Consider the following 16,171-nt stretch of genomic DNA (forward strand, 5'->3'; position numbering starts at 1 on the left):
TATGCGAGCGATCTGGAAAGGCACGGTACTGGCTGAAAGCGATGACACCGTCGTCGTCGAGGGCAATCACTATTTTCCTGCCGATGCGTTGAGCCAGGAGCACTTTCGCGCCACGGAGCATCAGAGCATCTGTCCGTGGAAAGGCACGGCCAGCTATTACGACGTGATCGTGGATGGCGAAGTGAATGCCAATGCCGCGTGGTATTACCCGACGCCGAAAGAGGCCGCCAGCGAGATCAAGGGCCGCGTGGCCTTCTGGCGCGGGGTGGAAGTCACCCCATGATTCCCGCACGCCGGCATGGATGCGGCGACGCCTGTACATGGATGATGCTGCTCTTTGACGACAGGGCGGCCGATGTCACCGATTGAATCCATGCAGCCGCCGATGACTGACGGTGCAGATGCGCGACCTGCGAAGGCGCACCGCAATCCCGGCATCGACCTGCTGCGTGGCCTGTCCATTCTCTTTGTCATCCTCAATCACCTCGGCCTGCGCATTCCACTGAAGAAGACCGCGCTGGCCGATGTGCTGCCGACGTGGTTCCTGAGCCGGCTGAACTACAACGGCTACGAGGCCGTGTTCGTGTTCTTCGTCATCTCCGGTTTTCTGATTGCCGGCAATGCGTTGCAACGCTGGGGTGGCCTGGAGCGGATCGATTTGCGTGCGTTCTATGCACGTCGCTTCGCCCGCATCGTGCCCTGCCTGCTGGTGCTGATCGCCGTGCTCGCCGTGTTGCATCTGCTGGCGGTGCCGGATTACACGATCGTTCGCCCCGGGCAGTCCCTGCCGGGAGCCATCTGGGCCGTCATCGGTCTTCATCTGAACTGGTACGAAGGGCACACCGGCTACCTGCCGGGCAACTGGGACGTGCTGTGGTCGCTGTCGATCGAGGAAGTGTTCTACATCGGCTTTCCGCTGGCTTGTCTGCTGACGCGCCGACGCTGGGTGCTGGTACCGCTGCTGACCCTGCTCGCGCTGTCGATGCCATGGACGCACGCCGCCTTGCGCGGCAACGAGATCTGGCAGGAAAAGGCCTATCTGCCGGGAATGTCGGCGATCGCGATCGGCGTGCTGGGTGCGCTGCTGGCATCGCGCTCCGGAACGCTTCCGGCGCGCACGACCGTCTTGCTGGGCTGGCTGGGTGCGATCGGTCTGGTGGCGGCGACGATCGACGGGGCGCTGATGTGGCATCTGCTGCGCGACGGCTACATGCTGCTGCTGGCGCTCTCCGCGCTGTGTCTGCTGCTGGCCTGCGAGCAACGCCAGCGCCGCGGGGACTGGCACCCATGGCGGGCGCTGGACTGGCTGCGATCATGGGGGCGGCTCAGTTACGAGATCTACCTCAGCCACATGTTCGTGGTCTTTGCGATGGTGCGCCTGTCCAAACTCGCTGGTGGCGACATGCGACTCGGCTTCCTGTGGTATCTGCTGACACTGCCGTCGTGCTGGCTGCTCGGTGCGATGGTGGAGCGCTGGCTGTCGCTGCCATGCGAGCGCTGGCTGCGTCGCCGGCTGACCAAGCCGATGCGCATAGAGTCGGATGCATCACGTCCAACAACCGCTGAACTCCCGGTAGCGTAAGCTGCACGAGAGCGGCTATCCGCTCGGGAGAAGTCCGGTGAAGAAAGAAGATGAAACGCACATGCAGATTGTCTCTGCGGATATCAGTTCGGAATCGCTCACCGGCATGGTGATCTTCCGGCCGCATTGCGTATCGCGTGCGGGTCGCAACCTGCCTGAAACCAGCAAGACCGGAAACTGGTATGCCTTGCGGCCGGCCGAAGTGCGCAGCTTTGCGCGCGCGCTGCTGGACGCGGCCGATGCTCTGGACCTGAAGGTGAAGATGTTGCAGGCGGCCAAAACAGCGGCCGGATGATCGAAACCCTGCGCGAGCTGACGCACAAGGTGTTCAGCCGTGACGGTAACGATTGATCGTGTCGCGCAGTTCCTGCGTGGCGATGCGCGCGGCCTCGGCGAAATTCTCGCCGTTGCCGGCGTAGAGAATCGCGCGAGAGGAGCTGATCAGCAGACCGTTGCCATGGCTGGTGCGACCGTTGCGTACCACGGCTGCGACATCGCCGCCCTGCGCACCGATGCCAGGTACCAGCAGAGGCATCTCGCCAATCAATGCACGTACCTCGCCGAGCTGTTCCGGCCAGGTGGCGCCGGTGACCAGGGCGCAGTTGCCGTGGGTGTTCCAGTCGCGCGCGATGATCCGTGCCACGTGCTGATAGAGCGGTTTGCCGCCGACGTCGAGATCCTGCAGATCGGCGGCACCGGGATTGGATGTGTGGCAGAGCAGGATCACGCCCTTGTCGGCGCGATCGAGGAACGGCTGCACCGAATCGCGACCGAGATACGGATTGAGTGTCACCGCATCGGCCCGGTAGCGGTCGAATGCTTCGGCGACGTAATGCTGCGTGGTACTGCCGATATCGCCGCGCTTGGCGTCGAGGATCACCGGCACGTCCGGATGCTGCACGTGAATGTGCGTGATCAATCGTTCCAGCGCGCCCTCGGCACGCAACGCAGCGAAGTGGGCGATCTGCGGCTTGTAGGCGCAGACCAGATCGGCAGTGGCGTCGACGATGGAGCAGCAGAATTCGAAGACTGCATCCGGACTACCCTGCAGATGCGCGGGAAACTTCGACGGTTCCGGATCGAGGCCGACACAGACCAGCGAGTTGTTGCGGGCCCATGCTTGTTGCAGTGATTGCATGAAACTCATCATCGCGCTCCCGCCGTACCCTTTGGCTCGTCATTCCGGCGCAGGCCGGAATCCAGTCAAGCAAACCGTGCGAAGCACACCATATCGGTGTTAGCAGGCTCGGACGCTACAGTCACTGGATTCCGGCCTGCGCCGAAATGACGTTACTTTTGTAACGCTTACGCCAGCTTCTTGTACTTCACCCGATGTGGCTTGGCGCCCTCATCGCCGAGGCGGCGCTTCTTGTCGGCTTCGTACTCGTTGTAGTTGCCGGGGAAGAACTCGACGTGCGAGTCGCCCTCGAACGCCAGGATGTGCGTGGCGATGCGATCGAGGAACCAGCGGTCATGCGAGATCACCATCGCGCAGCCGGGGAATTCCAGCATCGCGTCTTCCAGTGCACGCAGCGTCTCGACGTCCAGATCGTTGGACGGCTCGTCGAGCAGCAGCACGTTGCCGCCCTGCATCAGGGTCTTGGCCAGGTGCAACCGGCCACGCTCACCGCCGGACAGGCTGCCGACCATCTTCTGCTGGTCGACACCCTTGAAGTTGAAGCGGCCGATATACGCGCGTGACTGCAGCTCGTACTTGCCGATGGTGATGATGTCGGCACCGTCGGACACTTCCTGCCAGACGTTCTTGTTCGGGTCGAGCGAATCGCGCGACTGGTCGACATACGCCAGCTGCACCGTGTGGCCGAGCTTCACCTCGCCGCTGTCCGGGGTTTCCTTGCCGGTGATCAGCTTGAACAGGGTGGACTTGCCGGCACCGTTGGCGCCCATCACGCCGACGATCGCACCCGGCGGCACCTTGAACGACAGATCGTCGATCAGCAGGCGGTCGCCGAACGACTTGCTGACGTTCTTGAACTCGATCACTTCCTGGCCCAGGCGCTCGCCCGGCGGGATGTAGAGCTCGTTCGTTTCGTTGCGCTTCTGGTACTCGACCGAGTTCAGTTCCTCGAAGCGGTTGATACGCGCCTTGCCCTTGGACTGACGGCCCTTGGCGGCTGAACGTACCCACTCAAGCTCGCGCGCCAGCGCTTTCTGGCGCCCTTTCTCGGCGGCCTCTTCGCGGGCGAGACGCTCGCTCTTCTGTTCCAGCCAGTCGGTGTAGTTGCCCTTCCACGGAATGCCGCGGCCGCGGTCGAGTTCCAGAATCCATTCGGCGGCGTGCTCGAGGAAGTAGCGATCATGGGTGACCGCCACCACGGTGCCGGGATAGTTCTGCAGGAACTGCTCCAGCCAATCCACCGATTCGGCGTCCAGATGGTTGGTCGGCTCGTCGAGCAGCAGCATGTCAGGCTTGGACAGCAGCAGGCGGCACAGCGCGACGCGGCGCTTCTCGCCACCGGAGAGCGGGCCGATCTTGGCTTCCCACGGCGGCAGGCGCAGCGCGTCGGCGGCCACTTCCAGCTGGCGCTCGAGTGCATGTGCGTCGTTCACTGCGAGGAGGTTCTCCAGCTCCTGCTGTTCCTTCGCCAGCTTGTCGAAGTCGGCGCCTTCCTCGGCATAGGCGGCATAGACCTCGTCCAGGCGCTTCTGCGCATCGAAGATCACCGCGACACCTTCCTCGACCGCCTCGCGCACGGTCTTTTCCGGGTCCAGCTGCGGTTCCTGCGCCAGGTAGCCGACCTTGATGCCTGGCTGCGGTCGCGCCTCGCCCTGGAAGTCGGTATCCACGCCGGCCATGATCTTCAGCACCGTGGACTTGCCCGCGCCGTTCAGGCCGAGCAGGCCGATCTTCGCGCCCGGGAAGAAGCTGAGCGAGATGTCCTTGATGATCTGACGCTTCGGGGGGACGATCTTGCTGACCCCGTTCATGGTGTAGATGTACTGCATGTCAACTCCGGGAGGCTGTGCTGCGGCAGACGCCCGTCGGGCGCCCGCAAACCCCGCATTATAGCGGTTACACCGGATTTCCGCGGCTCAGGTCGCCGATTTGCGGCGCCGAGGCGGAGCCGGTGCCGGTGCCAGGCCGGCCAGCAGCAGATCGAGCAACTGGGCGAACGCGGCATCCTCGTCCGATGCACCCCACAGATGGGCCATGCCGGGGTAGTGGAAGCGCGAGGTAGCGTTGAAGATCGCCAGCGCGGTGGTTTGCGCATCCACCTTGCGGAAGTCGCCGCTGGCCACCCCGGCAGCAACGATCGAGGCGATCTGCAGCAGCAGGTGCTCGACGTGCTCGCGGATCACTTCGCGCGCATCCGCCGCCAACGCACCGTAAGTGGCGAACAGTTCGGGTTCGCCCAGCGCCTTTTCGCGCTTGGTCTCGCGCAGCGCGGCCAGCCACTGGCGCAGGCGTGCCGGCGGTGCGGTGCGGCTGGCGGCGATCGCCTGCAGCGGCGCCATCAAGCGTTCCAGCCAGACGCGCAACACCGCGTCGCGCAGTGCCGCCTTGCTGGCGAAATGACGGTACACGCTGCCGTGGCTGACCCCGAGCGCCTGCGCCACGTCGACCACGGTCGCCTTGCCGGGGCCGTAGCGGCGCAGCACTTCTTCGGCGGCAGCGAGAATACGTTCGGGAGTCAGCGTGGAGTCGTTCATGCCGCGGATTCAAGCACGTCGAGGCAGGCGCTGACGAGCTCGTCGGCCACGTAGCCCAGGGGAATGCGGCCCAGCACGTGCTCTGTGGCACCACCTTCGAAGTCGATCCAGCCGCTGTTGAACCCGTCCAGCATGGCAATGCGCGGCCCCGTGCGCCCGGCCGGCATGCCCTCGTCCTCGAAGCGCGCCGACCACTGCTCGCGCGACACCGCGACCGTCTCGATGTCATGCTCGAGTACGGCAGCCAGCGCTTGCGCCATGTCGAGGGGGCTGTAGCGCCGCGGGCCTTCCAGCTCGATCACCCGGCGCCCGTGCCACGTTTCGATAAGCGTGCTGGCGATGGTGCGGCCGATGTCGTCGGTGGACACCATCGGTATTGCGCGATCGAGCGGCTGCAGATAGCTGGCGAGGCGGCCCTCACGCTGCGCCAGCGACACGTCCCAGCGCAGGTTCTCCATGAACCATGCGGCGCGTACATGGGCGCGTGGCAGGGACAGCGAGTCGAGTGCCTGTTCCAGCAGGTGCAGCTGGGTGATCAGGCCCAGGTCCCGCTCGTGCTGGGCGCCGATCGACGACAGCGCTACCACCTTCGGCGGCTGTGCCCGGTGCAGTGCGGTGGTCAGCGTCTGCACCAGGGCGCGCGGCTCGGCGAAATCCGGGCTCGGCGCGAAGTTGGCCGGAAGCATCGCGAACACGCCCTCGACGTTATCGAACGCGGCGGCCAATGCCTCCGCGTCGGACCAGTCGGCGATGGCGGCTTCGGCGCCGCGCGTGACCCAGGCCGCGGCCTTGCTTTTGTCGCGCACGATGGCGCGCACGCGCTGACCGTTGTCCAGCAAGTGCCTTGCGGTGGCGCTGCCGACCTGGCCGGTAATGCCCATGATGGCGTACATGCGATGTTCCTCGGATCTGGGATGGGAAAGAGGTGCCGTGCTTCAGCGTTCGCTGTCGAGCATGGCCATTTGCGCGGCGGCGTAGCGATCGCCCGCGGCGGCGTCGGGCGGTACGGCGCGCTCGATCGCGGCGAGGTCTCCGGCATCCAGCGGGACCTCGAGCGCACCCAGTGCCTCGGCAAGGCGCTCGCGGGTGCGCGCGCCGACCAGCGGCACGATGTCCTCGCCACGCGCCAGCACCCAGGCGATCGCCAGTTGCGCGACGCTGCAGCCGCGCGCGTCCGCCAGGCCGCGCAGCACGTCGACCAGTTGCAGGTTGTGTTCGAGGTTGCCAGCCTGGAAGCGTGGGCTGTGCTGGCGGAAGTCGCGTGCGTCTCCGCCGCGCTCCTTCGTCCAGTGGCCGCTGATCAGGCCGCGCGACAGCACGCCGTAGGCGGTGACGGCGATGCCCAGCTCGCGGCATGTTGGCAGGATCGCCTGTTCGAGGCCGCGCGAGATCAGCGAGTACTCGATCTGCAGGTCGGTGACCGGTAGTACCGCGTGGGCGCGACGGATTGTTTCCGCGCCCACCTCGGACAGGCCGAGGTGGCGCACGTAGCCAGCCTGCACTAGCTCGGCGATCGCGCCCACGGTGTCCTCGATCGGCACGTTCGGATCGAGCCGTGCCGGGCGGTAGATGTCGATGTAGTCGGTGCGCAGGCGCTTCAGCGAATACGCCAGTGCGGTCTTCACCGCTGCCGGACGTGAGTCGAAACCCAGCCAGGCGCCGTCCGGTCCGCGTTGTGCGCCGAATTTCACGCTCAGCTGGTAACCGTCGCGCGGGCGGCCGGCCAACGCGTCGCCCAGCAGCATTTCATTGTCGCCCATGCCGTAGAAGTCGCCGGTATCGAGCAGGGTGATGCCGGCATCCAGCGCAGCATGCACGGCGGCGATGCTTTCGCTGCGATCGGTCTTGCCGTAGACATCGGACATGCCCATGCAGCCGAGGCCGAGGGTGGAGACCTGCGGGCCGTTTCGGCCCAGGGCGTGGTGTTTCATGGTGGCGTGCCTGCGAGGAGAGGGGAGTCGATAGTAATTATTTGAATGACAGATTTCAATATTTGTCATTCAAATATTCATGCGATGGCCTCGCCGAACGCCGCATCGGTGGCCCGGAATGCCCGCCGGAGCTACACTTTCCGACTTGCCCGCCCGCCACTTCACGAGGTCAGAATGTTCCCCAAGGACTGCACGATTGCCGGTTATGACGCTGAACTGGCCAAGGCCATCGCCGACGAAGGCCGGCGTCAGGAGGATCATGTCGAACTGATCGCCTCGGAGAACTACGCCAGCCCGCGCGTGATGGAAGCGCAAGGCTCCAAGCTCACCAACAAGTACGCCGAGGGTTATCCCGGCAAGCGCTACTACGGTGGTTGCGAATACGTGGACATCGCCGAGAGGCTGGCCATCGAGCGGCTCAAGCAGCTGTTCGGCGCCACCTACGCCAACGTGCAGCCGCATTCCGGCTCGCAGGCGAACCAGGCGGTGTATCTGGCGCTGCTGCAGCCGGGCGACACCATCCTCGGCATGAGCCTGGCGCATGGCGGCCATCTCACCCACGGCGCCAAGGTCAACATTTCGGGCAAGCTGTTCAACGCCGTGCAGTACGGCGTCGATGCCGATGGCCGGATCGACTATGACGAAGTGCAGCGCCTGGCCACGGAGCACAAGCCGAAGATGCTGGTCGGTGGCTTCAGCGCCTACTCGCAGGTGGTCGACTGGGCGCGCATGCGCCAGATCGCCGATTCGGTCGGCGCGCTGTTCTTCGTCGACATGGCGCACGTCGCCGGCTTGATCGCCGCCGGCGTATACCCGAGCCCGCTGCCGCACGCGCACGTGGTCACCTCGACCACCCACAAGACCTTGCGCGGCCCGCGCGGCGGCATCATCGTGGCCAAGGACGCTGGCGAGGAGATCGAGAAGAAGCTGCAGTCGATCGTGTTCCCCGGCATCCAGGGCGGCCCGCTGATGCACGTGATCGCCGCCAAGGCGGTGGCGTTCAAGGAAGCGCTGGAGCCCGCGTTCAAGGACTACCAGGCCCAGGTGGTGAAGAACGCCAAGGCGATGGCCAAGACCTTCATCGAGCGCGGCTACAAGATCGTTTCCGGCGGCACCGAGAACCACCTGATGCTGGTCGACATGATCGGCAAGGACGTCACCGGCAAGGACGCGGAAGAGGCGCTCGGCAAGGCGCACATCACGGTGAACAAGAACGCCGTGCCGAACGATCCGCGCAAGCCCTTCGTCACCTCCGGCCTGCGCGTCGGTACCCCGGCCGTCACCACTCGCGGCTACCTGGAAGCGGATGTGACCGAGCTGACCCAGTGGATCTGCGACGTGTTGGATGCGCCGGGCGACGAGGCGGTGATCGCCAAGGTACGTGCGAACGTGACCACGCAGTGCAAGAAATACCCGGTCTACGGCTGAGTCTGCACGCATGCATGCGCTGCAGATCGGGCTGATCGGCGACCGCCATGACGACGTGGTCGCCCATCGCGCCATTCCGCTGGCTCTGGGAATGGCGGCCGAATCTTGTGGTGCAGAGATCGAGCCGGTCTGGGTGCCGACCGAGCAGGTCGGTGACGGTGCCGCGCTGGCGGAGTTCGACGGCCTTTGGTGTGTCCCGGCCAGCCCGTATCGCAGCATGGAAGGCGCGCTCACTGCGATTCAAGTGGCGCGTGAGCGACACATTCCATTCCTGGGCACCTGCGGCGGCTTCCAGCATGCGGTGATCGAATACGCGCGCAATGTGCTGGGCTGGATCGACGCGGAGCATGCTGAAACGGCACCGCAAGCGCAGCGTCAGGTGATCGTGCCGCTGCTGTGTTCGCTGGTCGAGGTCACCGATGCGGTGCAGCTCGTCGCAGGTTCACGGCTGGCAAAGGCCTATGGAACAGCCTCGATCGTCGAGGGTTATCACTGCAACTACGGCTTGAGTCCGGATTTCCGCCATGCGCTTGCCGGCGGCCCGCTCCACATCAATGCGGTGGACGATGCTGGCGACGTACGCGGCATCGAGCTGGATGATCATCCCTTCTTCGTCGCCACGCTGTTCCAGCACGAACGCGGTGCGCTGCAGGGGCGATTGCCACCTGCGGTACGTGCTTTCGTGCAGACGATGGTCGACACTTACTGAACATGCACTGCCCCTTTTGCCAGCACGAAGACACCCGCGTGATCGATTCACGCCTTACCGAGGACGGCAGCACGGTGCGTCGTCGCCGCGAGTGTCCGCAATGCAGCGAACGCTTCAACACGTTCGAGACGGCGGAATTGAAGCTGCCGGCGATCGTGAAGAGCGGCGAGCGGCGCGAAGCGTTCGACGAACGCAAGCTGCGGGTGAGCTTCGAGCGTGCGCTGCAGAAGCGACCGGTGGCCAGTCATGACGTAGACACCTCGGTGCGCACCATCATCAACGACCTGCGCCGCAGCGGCGAGCGCGAGATAGCGTCGCGCCAGCTCGGCGAGCTGGTGATGCGCGAGCTGAAGAATCTCGACCAGGTCGCCTACGTGCGTTTCGCCTCGGTTTATCGCAAGTTCGAGGACGTGCAGGCGTTCCGCGAGGAGATCGAGAAGCTGGAACGCGACCTGCCCGGACTGGAAGGGTTGCAGTTACCGCTGCTTGAAAGCGTCAAACGCGGCAAGTGAGTGGAGCCGACCGCGCATGGTGACGCTGGATCGCTTCCGCGAACTTGCCATGCAACTGCCGCTGGCGGAGGAGGTCGATCACTTCGGTACGCCATCGTTCCGTGTGCGCGGCAAGATCTTTGCGCAGTTTTCCCGCCGCGATGACCGCGCCATTCTCAAGTTTTCCCTCGACGAAATCGACGCGCTGCGCATGTCGGCCGACGATCTGTTCGAGCCCGACCCGAGCTGGGGCAAGCATGGCTGGACGCATGTGCGTATTGCCGGGATGGAAGAGACCTGGGTGAATCAGTTGCTGCGCGATGCATGGCGACGCGTCACGCCGAAGAAGTTTCACCCCGAGCTGGAATCCGGCCCATGAACACGGCCGCCTTCTCTGCGCTTGATCACGCGCATATGGCGCAGGCGCTGCGGCTGGCCGAGCGCGGCCTGTTCACCACGCAGCCCAATCCACGTGTGGGCTGCGTGATTGCACATGGCGCGGAAATCGTCGGCGAAGGCTGGCATCAGCGTGCCGGCGAGCCACATGCGGAAGTGTTCGCGCTGCGTGCGGCGGGTGAGCGTGCGCGTGGGGCGACCGCCTACGTGACACTGGAGCCGTGCGCGCATCAGGGGCGCACACCGCCGTGTGCTGATGCCTTGATTGCTGCTGGTGTGGCGCGGGTGGTCGTCGCCGCCGAGGATCCGTTCCCCCAGGTGGCAGGGCGCGGCATCGGCAAGCTGCGCGCGGCCGGCATCACGGTCGATGTGGGCTTGATGAGTGAAGCGGCGCGCGAGCTGAATATCGGCTTCTTCAGCCGGATCGAGCGTGCCCGGCCGTGGGTACGGCTGAAGCTGGCGATGAGCCTGGACGGTCGCACGGCGCTGGCCAATGGCGAGTCGAAGTGGATCACCGGCGAGGCTGCGCGCGCCGATGTGCAGCGCTGGCGCGCGCGCAGCTCGGCGATCCTCAGCGGCAGCGGCACGGTACTGGCCGACGACCCGCGACTCACCGTGCGCCTGCCCGGTGACGAGGAGTGCATGCCGCCATTGCGCGTGATTCTGGATCGTGGCTTGCGCACCCCGGCAGGTCGCCACGTGCTGGATGGTTCGGCACCCACGCTGGTGCTGCATGGCGCGGCAGCGTTCTGTGCGGACCGGCGCTTCGAGCGCGTCGAGCTCATGGCGGTGCCCATGTCCGGCGAGGTGCTCGACCTGCGCGCCGTACTGGCGCTGCTGGCCGGACGCGGCTGCAACGAAGTACATGTCGAAGCCGGTCCCACGCTTTGCGGCGCATTGTTCGCCGCAGGTCTGATGGATGAGCTGTTGTTGTATATCGCACCGTTGTTGCTGGGCGACAGCGCGCGCCCATTGCTGCAGCTGCCCGCGCTCAGCGACATGGCGAACCGTTGGCAGCTGCGGACGGTCGAGCAGCGCCAGCTTGGTCACGACTGGCGACTGCGCTTGCGCCCGCTCTGAGTGTCGACTGTGCGCGGCGGTGAACGCTGCATTTCGGTGTGCGTCGCCAGACGGCTGGTGCGTCGGTGCTAGACTGCGCGAGCCGGCCTGGTCGGCAAACACCAACATAGCGTCTTCAGGGCGGGGCGAAATTCCCCACCGGCGGTGGGTTGAAGGGTTCATCCCCGACAACGAGCCCGCGAGCGCCTTGGTCCGGTCCGTGATGGGCGATCCGTCATGGAGCAGGGCCAAGGGTCAGCAGATCCGGTCAGATGCCGGAGCCGACGGTTGGAAGCTGGCGACAGTTTCCTCACAGTCCGGATAAAGAGAAGACGGTCGGATGCGTGGCCTTGCGGCCGTGCGTCGGCCTCATGCCTTGGGGCGTTTTTCGCTTGCTGTCCAATGCGGGAAACGTTTCATGAAATCGAGCCTGTTCATGCGGAACATCGCCCTCCTACAGGAGGTGCGCTGATGTTCACCGGCATCATTCAATCCGTCGGCCGCATTGCGCGGCTCGAGCCGCGCGGCGGCGACGTGCGGCTGGCCGTCGATACGGCCGACCTCGATCTCACCGATGTGCAGCTGGGCGATTCGATTGCCGTGTCCGGCGTGTGTCTCACCGCGGTCACGCTGGAGGCGCGCGGCTTCAGCGCGGATGTCTCCAACGAGACACTGTCGCTGACCTCGCTGGGCAAGCTGAAGGCTGGCGACCCGGTGAACCTGGAGAAGGCATTGCGGTTGGCCGACCGGCTCGGCGGCCATCTGGTTTCCGGTCATGTCGATGGTCTCGGAAAGGTGGTATCGATCACCCCGGACGGTCGTTCGCAGCGCTGGACGTTCGAGGTGCCCGCGTCAATATCGCGCTATATCGCGGCGAAGGGCTCGGTCTGCATCGACGGCACCAGCCTCACCGTCAACGAGGTCGCCGGTCATCGCTTCGGCGTCAACCTGATTCCGCATACGGTCGAGCACACCGCCTTCCATGTGCGTCGCGTCGGTGACGCGGTGAATATCGAGGTGGATGTGGTGGCGCGCTACATCGAACGGCTGCTGTCCAGCGGCGAGACGCCGCGGCTGGACGAGGCGTTCCTCAAGCAGCACGGCTTCGCGTGAATCCCTTCACCGTCATTCCAGCGAAAGCTGGAATCCAGTGCCTTGACTGATGCGCCGGGGCACTGGATTCCGGCTTTCGCCGGAATGACGATTCCCCCCTCGTTCCCCATTTTCCGTTCACTGGATCCTGCCCATGAGCTTCAACACCATCCCAGAAATCCTCGAAGACATCCGCGCCGGTCGCATGGTGGTGATCCTCGACGACGAGGATCGCGAGAACGAAGGTGATCTGATCATGGCCGCACAGATGGTGCGGCCGGAAGACATCAACTTCATGGTGCGCGAGGCGCGCGGACTGGTCTGCGTCACGCTGACCGAGCAGCGTACCCGCCAGCTTGGGCTGCGTCCGATGGTGAGCGACAACACCTCGGCCTACCACACCAATTTCACCGTTTCGATCGAGGCGGCCGAGGGTGTCACCACCGGCATCTCCGCGCACGACCGCGCACGCACGATCCAGGTGGCGGTGAAAGCCGATGCGAAGCCGCAGGATCTGTCGCAACCGGGCCACATCTTTCCGCTCACCGCGCAGCCCGGCGGCGTGCTGACCCGCGCCGGGCATACCGAGGCCGGTTGCGATCTGGCCGCGCTCGCAGGACTGGAGCCGTCCGCGGTACTGATCGAAGTACTGCATGAGGACGGTTCGATGGCACGCCGTCCCGAGCTGGAAATCTTTGCGGCCAAGCATGGCCTGAAGATCGGCTCGATCGCCGACCTGATCCGCTATCGGCTGGAAACCGAGAAGACCGTGCAGCGTGTGCACGAGGAGCAGGTCGAGACCGAATTCGGCCCGTTCCGCCTGGTCGCCTACCGCGATGCGATCCGCCACGGCCTGCACTATGCGCTGGTGCGCGGCAAGGTGGATGACGGCGCGCCGGTGCTGTCGCGCGTGCATGTGCGCAACACATTGTCGGACGTGCTCCACCTGAAGCGCGACGATCTCGGCCTTACCGTCACCGCCGCCTTGCGCCGCATCGCCGACGAGGATCGCGGTGTGCTGCTGGTGCTGTCCGGCGAGGACACGCCGGATGCGTTGCTGGCCCGGCTCAACCGCCAGCCCAGCACGCAGGCCCCGGAAGAGGTACAGCAGCAGGAGTGGCGTCAGCTGGGTCTGGGGGCGCAGATGCTGGCGGACCTGGGCGTGCACCGGCTGCGTGTGCTCGGCACGCCGCGCAAGCTGGTGGGTCTGGCCGGGTTCGATCTGGAAGTGGTCGAGTACGTGTAGCCTCGTGCGGGACATGGCCTCGCCACGACGAAGCCATGTCTGGCCATCCATACTCAAGCCCTCCCATCAACGACGACACGCCATGTCCGATATTGCCATCCGCCTGATCGCTCCCTCCGGCTATCCGCACGACCGTGCGGCGATGATCCGTGGAGTCGCGCGCTTGCAGGCCGTGGGCTGCCAGGTCAGCGGACTCGATGCGCTTGAGCGCACCGAGCTGCGTTACGCCGGTGGCGACGCGCAGCGCGTGACCGATCTCAATGGGCTGACGACCTGCGAGCAGTTGCCCGATGTCGTGCTGTCGATCCGCGGTGGCTACGGCGCCACGCGACTGCTGGAGCAGGTCGACTACGCTGCCTTGCGCGAGCGTCTAGGCGGCACGAATACGGTGCTGGTCGGCCACAGCGACTTCACCGCGCTGCAGATGGCCTTGCATGCACAGAGCGGGCTGGTCACCTTCGGCGGCCCGATGCTGGGGCCGGATTTCGGCGCCGCAGCCTTCAGCGATTTCACCTGGCAGCATTTCTGGCACACGATCACCGCGCCGCAGGCCAGCGAAAGCTGGAGTGCAGGCGGTGAAGTGGAACTGGATGTCGAAGGGCCGCTGTGGGGTGGCAATCTCGCCATGCTGTGCAGCCTGCTCGGCACGCCGTATTTCCCCGGCATCCATGGTCGTGGGATCGACGGCGGCATCCTGTTCGTCGAGGATGTCGGCGAGCCGCCGTTCCGCATCGAGCGGCTGCTGTACCAATTGCATCTGTCCGGTGTGCTGGATCGGCAGCGCGCCCTGTTGCTGGGTGATTTCAGCCAGTGCCGGCCCAGCCATTACGACAACGGCTACGACCTCGCTGCCGGGTTTGCCCAGATCAGCAAGCTGACGCACGTGCCGGTGATCGCCGGCCTGCCGTTCGGCCATGAGCCGGACAAGTTCACCTTGCCGTTCGGAGTGCCGGCACGGCTGCGTGTATCCGGTGGTCAGGCACGGCTGGATTTCCATGGTTACCCCCATCTCGACCGATCGGCGCCGGCCAGTCCGCCCGAAAACCCGTAGAATGACCGGCCCGCTTGGGCTCGCCCACAGGAAACCGTTTCATGAAGATCATCGAAGGCGATTTCGCCACACCGAAAGGCCGTTTTGCCATCGTTGCCGGCCGTTTCAACGGCTTCGTCGTCGAGCCGCTGGTGGCTGGTGCGCGTGACGCGCTGGTACGCCATGGCGTGAAGGACGACGCGATCGAGCTGATCCGCGTACCGGGTGCCTGGGAAATCGCACTGGCCGCTCACAAGCTGGCGAACTCCGGCAAGTATGCCGCGGTGATCGCGCTGGGCGCGGTGATCCGTGGTTCCACGCCGCATTTCGACTACGTCGCCGGCGAATGCGCCAAGGGTCTGGCGCTGGCCGCCCACAGCTCCGGCGTGCCGGTGGCATTCGGCGTGCTGACCACCGACAGCATCGAGCAGGCGATCGAGCGTTCGGGTACCAAGGCCGGCAACAAGGGCGCCGATGCGGCGGTCGCTGCGCTTGAAATGGTCAATCTGTACGGGAAGCTGTGATGAACCAGCGCCCGGAAGGCATCGATCTGGCCGCGCGTTCGCGTGCGCGCCGCCGCGCCCTGCAGGCGCTGTATGCGTGGCAGATGAGCGGCAGCCACATGAACGCGGTGATCGACCAGTTCCGCCACGAGCAGGACATGGAAGTGGCCGACCTCGAATACTTCGAGGATCTGCTGCACGGCGTCGAGACCAACGTCGATGCACTCGATGCCTGCCTGCGCCCCCATATCGACCGCGAGGTCGCGCAGATCGATCCGATCGAGCGCGCCGCCTTGCGCCTCGCCACCTACGAACTGAAGTTCCGTCCGGACGTGCCGTACCGCGTGATCATCAACGAGGCGATCGAGGTCACCAAGCGCTTCGGTGCCGACCACGGCCACAGCTACGTCAATGGCGTGCTGGACAAGCTGGCTGCCGAATTGCGCACGGTCGAGAAGCGCGGCTGATGTCTTCCGCCGTGACGGGTTCGTCGTCGATCGAGCGGGTGCCGCTGATCGAGACCGAGCGGCTGCGGTTGCGCGCCCATCGGGCCGAGGACCACGCCGGTTGCCTGGCCATCTGGTCCGATCCGGAAGTGGTCCGCTACATCGGCGGCCGGCCGTTCACGACCGAAGAAGTCTGGAAGCGCCTGCTGCAGTACGTCGGGCTGTGGAGCCTGCTTGGCTACGGCTACTGGGCGGTCGAGGAAAAGCACAGCGGTCGTTACATCGGCGATATCGGCTTTGCCGATTTCAAGCGCGACATGCAGCCGTCGCTGCAGGGCATGCTGGAATTCGGCTGGGTGCTGGCGCCGCAGGCGCATGGCCAGGGCTATGCGAGCGAGGCGGTGGCGGCGATCACGGCGTGGAGCCAGGTGCATCGCCCTGAACTTCGCGTGGTATGCATCATCTCGCCGGAGAACCTGCCCTCGATCCGTGTGGCCGAGAAGGCCGGCTTTCGCCTCTGGCAACAGACGGTCTACCACGACAGTCCCACCCTCGTTTTTACCCGTTAGCCAGTTTCCTGCCGGGC

19 protein-coding genes and 1 riboswitch are annotated in these 16,171 nt (G+C 65.2%); of the genes, 14 read left to right on the top strand and 5 right to left on the bottom strand.

What is annotated here, in order from left to right; genetic code table 11:
* The first annotated feature begins 1 nt into the window (after nt 1).
* The 3 genes from ACYVKM_RS15270 (at nt 2) to ACYVKM_RS15280 (ending at nt 1,877) form a co-directional block, all read left to right on the top strand.
* On the top strand, nt 2–283 hold the full coding sequence (locus ACYVKM_RS15270) for a DUF427 domain-containing protein (protein WP_460878470.1): 282 nt from the start codon (nt 2–4) through the stop codon (nt 281–283).
* Nucleotides 284–385: 102 nt separating this feature from the next.
* Complete coding sequence (locus ACYVKM_RS15275) at nt 386–1,582, top strand: acyltransferase family protein (RefSeq protein WP_460878471.1); 1,197 nt, start codon at nt 386–388, stop codon at nt 1,580–1,582.
* A 61-nt stretch (nt 1,583–1,643) separates the two neighbouring features.
* Nucleotides 1,644–1,877 carry a hypothetical protein gene (locus ACYVKM_RS15280; RefSeq protein WP_460878472.1) on the top strand — a complete coding sequence of 78 codons (234 nt, stop codon included), beginning with the start codon at nt 1,644–1,646 and terminating at the stop codon, nt 1,875–1,877.
* A gap of 33 nt (nt 1,878–1,910) precedes the next feature.
* On the opposite strand, the gene pyrF is transcribed toward ACYVKM_RS15280, so the two are convergent.
* The 5 genes from pyrF to ACYVKM_RS15305 all read right to left on the bottom strand — a co-directional run bounded on the left by pyrF (nt 1,911) and on the right by ACYVKM_RS15305 (nt 7,185).
* Nucleotides 1,911–2,729 carry an orotidine-5'-phosphate decarboxylase gene (pyrF, locus tag ACYVKM_RS15285; RefSeq protein ID WP_460878473.1) on the bottom strand — a complete coding sequence of 273 codons (819 nt, stop codon included), beginning with the start codon at nt 2,727–2,729 and terminating at the stop codon, nt 1,911–1,913.
* A 158-nt stretch (nt 2,730–2,887) separates the two neighbouring features.
* A complete protein-coding gene (ettA, locus tag ACYVKM_RS15290; protein WP_460878474.1) occupies nt 2,888–4,549 on the bottom strand; it encodes an energy-dependent translational throttle protein EttA in 1,662 nt (553 codons plus the stop codon).
* Nucleotides 4,550–4,636: 87 nt separating this feature from the next.
* Nucleotides 4,637–5,254 (bottom strand): TetR family transcriptional regulator, encoded by a 618-nt coding sequence (locus ACYVKM_RS15295; RefSeq protein ID WP_460878475.1) that lies wholly within the window; start codon nt 5,252–5,254, stop codon nt 4,637–4,639.
* Nucleotides 5,251–6,147, bottom strand: a complete 897-nt coding sequence (locus ACYVKM_RS15300; RefSeq protein ID WP_460878476.1) for an NmrA family NAD(P)-binding protein — start codon at nt 6,145–6,147, stop codon at nt 5,251–5,253. Before ACYVKM_RS15300 ends, ACYVKM_RS15295 begins: the two co-directional genes overlap by 4 nt.
* 42 nt (nt 6,148–6,189) lie before the next feature.
* Entirely contained in the window at nt 6,190–7,185 is a 996-nt protein-coding gene (locus tag ACYVKM_RS15305; protein WP_460878477.1) for an aldo/keto reductase, read from the bottom strand.
* Nucleotides 7,186–7,359: 174 nt separating this feature from the next.
* Here ACYVKM_RS15305 and glyA point away from each other — a divergent pair, with 174 nt between their 5' ends.
* The 11 genes from glyA (at nt 7,360) to ACYVKM_RS15360 (ending at nt 16,154) form a co-directional block, all read left to right on the top strand.
* Nucleotides 7,360–8,613 (top strand): serine hydroxymethyltransferase, encoded by a 1,254-nt coding sequence (glyA, locus tag ACYVKM_RS15310; RefSeq protein WP_460878478.1) that lies wholly within the window; start codon nt 7,360–7,362, stop codon nt 8,611–8,613.
* A gap of 10 nt (nt 8,614–8,623) precedes the next feature.
* Nucleotides 8,624–9,322: a CTP synthase C-terminal region-related (seleno)protein gene (locus tag ACYVKM_RS15315; RefSeq protein ID WP_460878479.1), complete on the top strand. Its 699-nt coding sequence runs from the start codon at nt 8,624–8,626 to the stop codon at nt 9,320–9,322.
* Nucleotides 9,323–9,324: 2 nt separating this feature from the next.
* Complete coding sequence (gene nrdR, locus ACYVKM_RS15320) at nt 9,325–9,834, top strand: transcriptional regulator NrdR (protein WP_460878480.1); 510 nt, start codon at nt 9,325–9,327, stop codon at nt 9,832–9,834.
* Nucleotides 9,835–9,850: 16 nt separating this feature from the next.
* Nucleotides 9,851–10,192 (top strand): MmcQ/YjbR family DNA-binding protein, encoded by a 342-nt coding sequence (locus ACYVKM_RS15325; RefSeq protein ID WP_460878481.1) that lies wholly within the window; start codon nt 9,851–9,853, stop codon nt 10,190–10,192.
* A gap of 35 nt (nt 10,193–10,227) precedes the next feature.
* On the top strand, nt 10,228–11,289 hold the full coding sequence (ribD, locus tag ACYVKM_RS15330; RefSeq protein ID WP_460878920.1) for a bifunctional diaminohydroxyphosphoribosylaminopyrimidine deaminase/5-amino-6-(5-phosphoribosylamino)uracil reductase RibD: 1,062 nt from the start codon (nt 10,228–10,230) through the stop codon (nt 11,287–11,289).
* Nucleotides 11,290–11,396: 107 nt separating this feature from the next.
* Nucleotides 11,397–11,606, top strand: a riboswitch (FMN riboswitch).
* A gap of 133 nt (nt 11,607–11,739) precedes the next feature.
* On the top strand, nt 11,740–12,381 hold the full coding sequence (locus ACYVKM_RS15335) for a riboflavin synthase (RefSeq protein WP_460878482.1): 642 nt from the start codon (nt 11,740–11,742) through the stop codon (nt 12,379–12,381).
* Between the two features lie 133 nt (nt 12,382–12,514).
* Nucleotides 12,515–13,606 carry a bifunctional 3,4-dihydroxy-2-butanone-4-phosphate synthase/GTP cyclohydrolase II gene (gene ribBA, locus ACYVKM_RS15340; protein ID WP_460878483.1) on the top strand — a complete coding sequence of 364 codons (1,092 nt, stop codon included), beginning with the start codon at nt 12,515–12,517 and terminating at the stop codon, nt 13,604–13,606.
* An 82-nt stretch (nt 13,607–13,688) separates the two neighbouring features.
* A complete protein-coding gene (gene ldcA / locus ACYVKM_RS15345) occupies nt 13,689–14,657 on the top strand; it encodes a muramoyltetrapeptide carboxypeptidase (protein ID WP_460878484.1) in 969 nt (322 codons plus the stop codon).
* 41 nt (nt 14,658–14,698) lie between these two features.
* Complete coding sequence (ribH, locus tag ACYVKM_RS15350) at nt 14,699–15,160, top strand: 6,7-dimethyl-8-ribityllumazine synthase (protein ID WP_460878485.1); 462 nt, start codon at nt 14,699–14,701, stop codon at nt 15,158–15,160.
* On the top strand, nt 15,160–15,606 hold the full coding sequence (gene nusB, locus ACYVKM_RS15355; protein ID WP_460878486.1) for a transcription antitermination factor NusB: 447 nt from the start codon (nt 15,160–15,162) through the stop codon (nt 15,604–15,606). The genes ribH and nusB overlap by 1 nt, the downstream gene beginning before the upstream one ends.
* A complete protein-coding gene (locus ACYVKM_RS15360) occupies nt 15,606–16,154 on the top strand; it encodes a GNAT family N-acetyltransferase (protein ID WP_460878487.1) in 549 nt (182 codons plus the stop codon). Before nusB ends, ACYVKM_RS15360 begins: the two co-directional genes overlap by 1 nt.
* Nucleotides 16,155–16,171 lie beyond the last annotated feature (17 nt).

Source organism: Rhodanobacter koreensis, assembly GCF_054782855.1.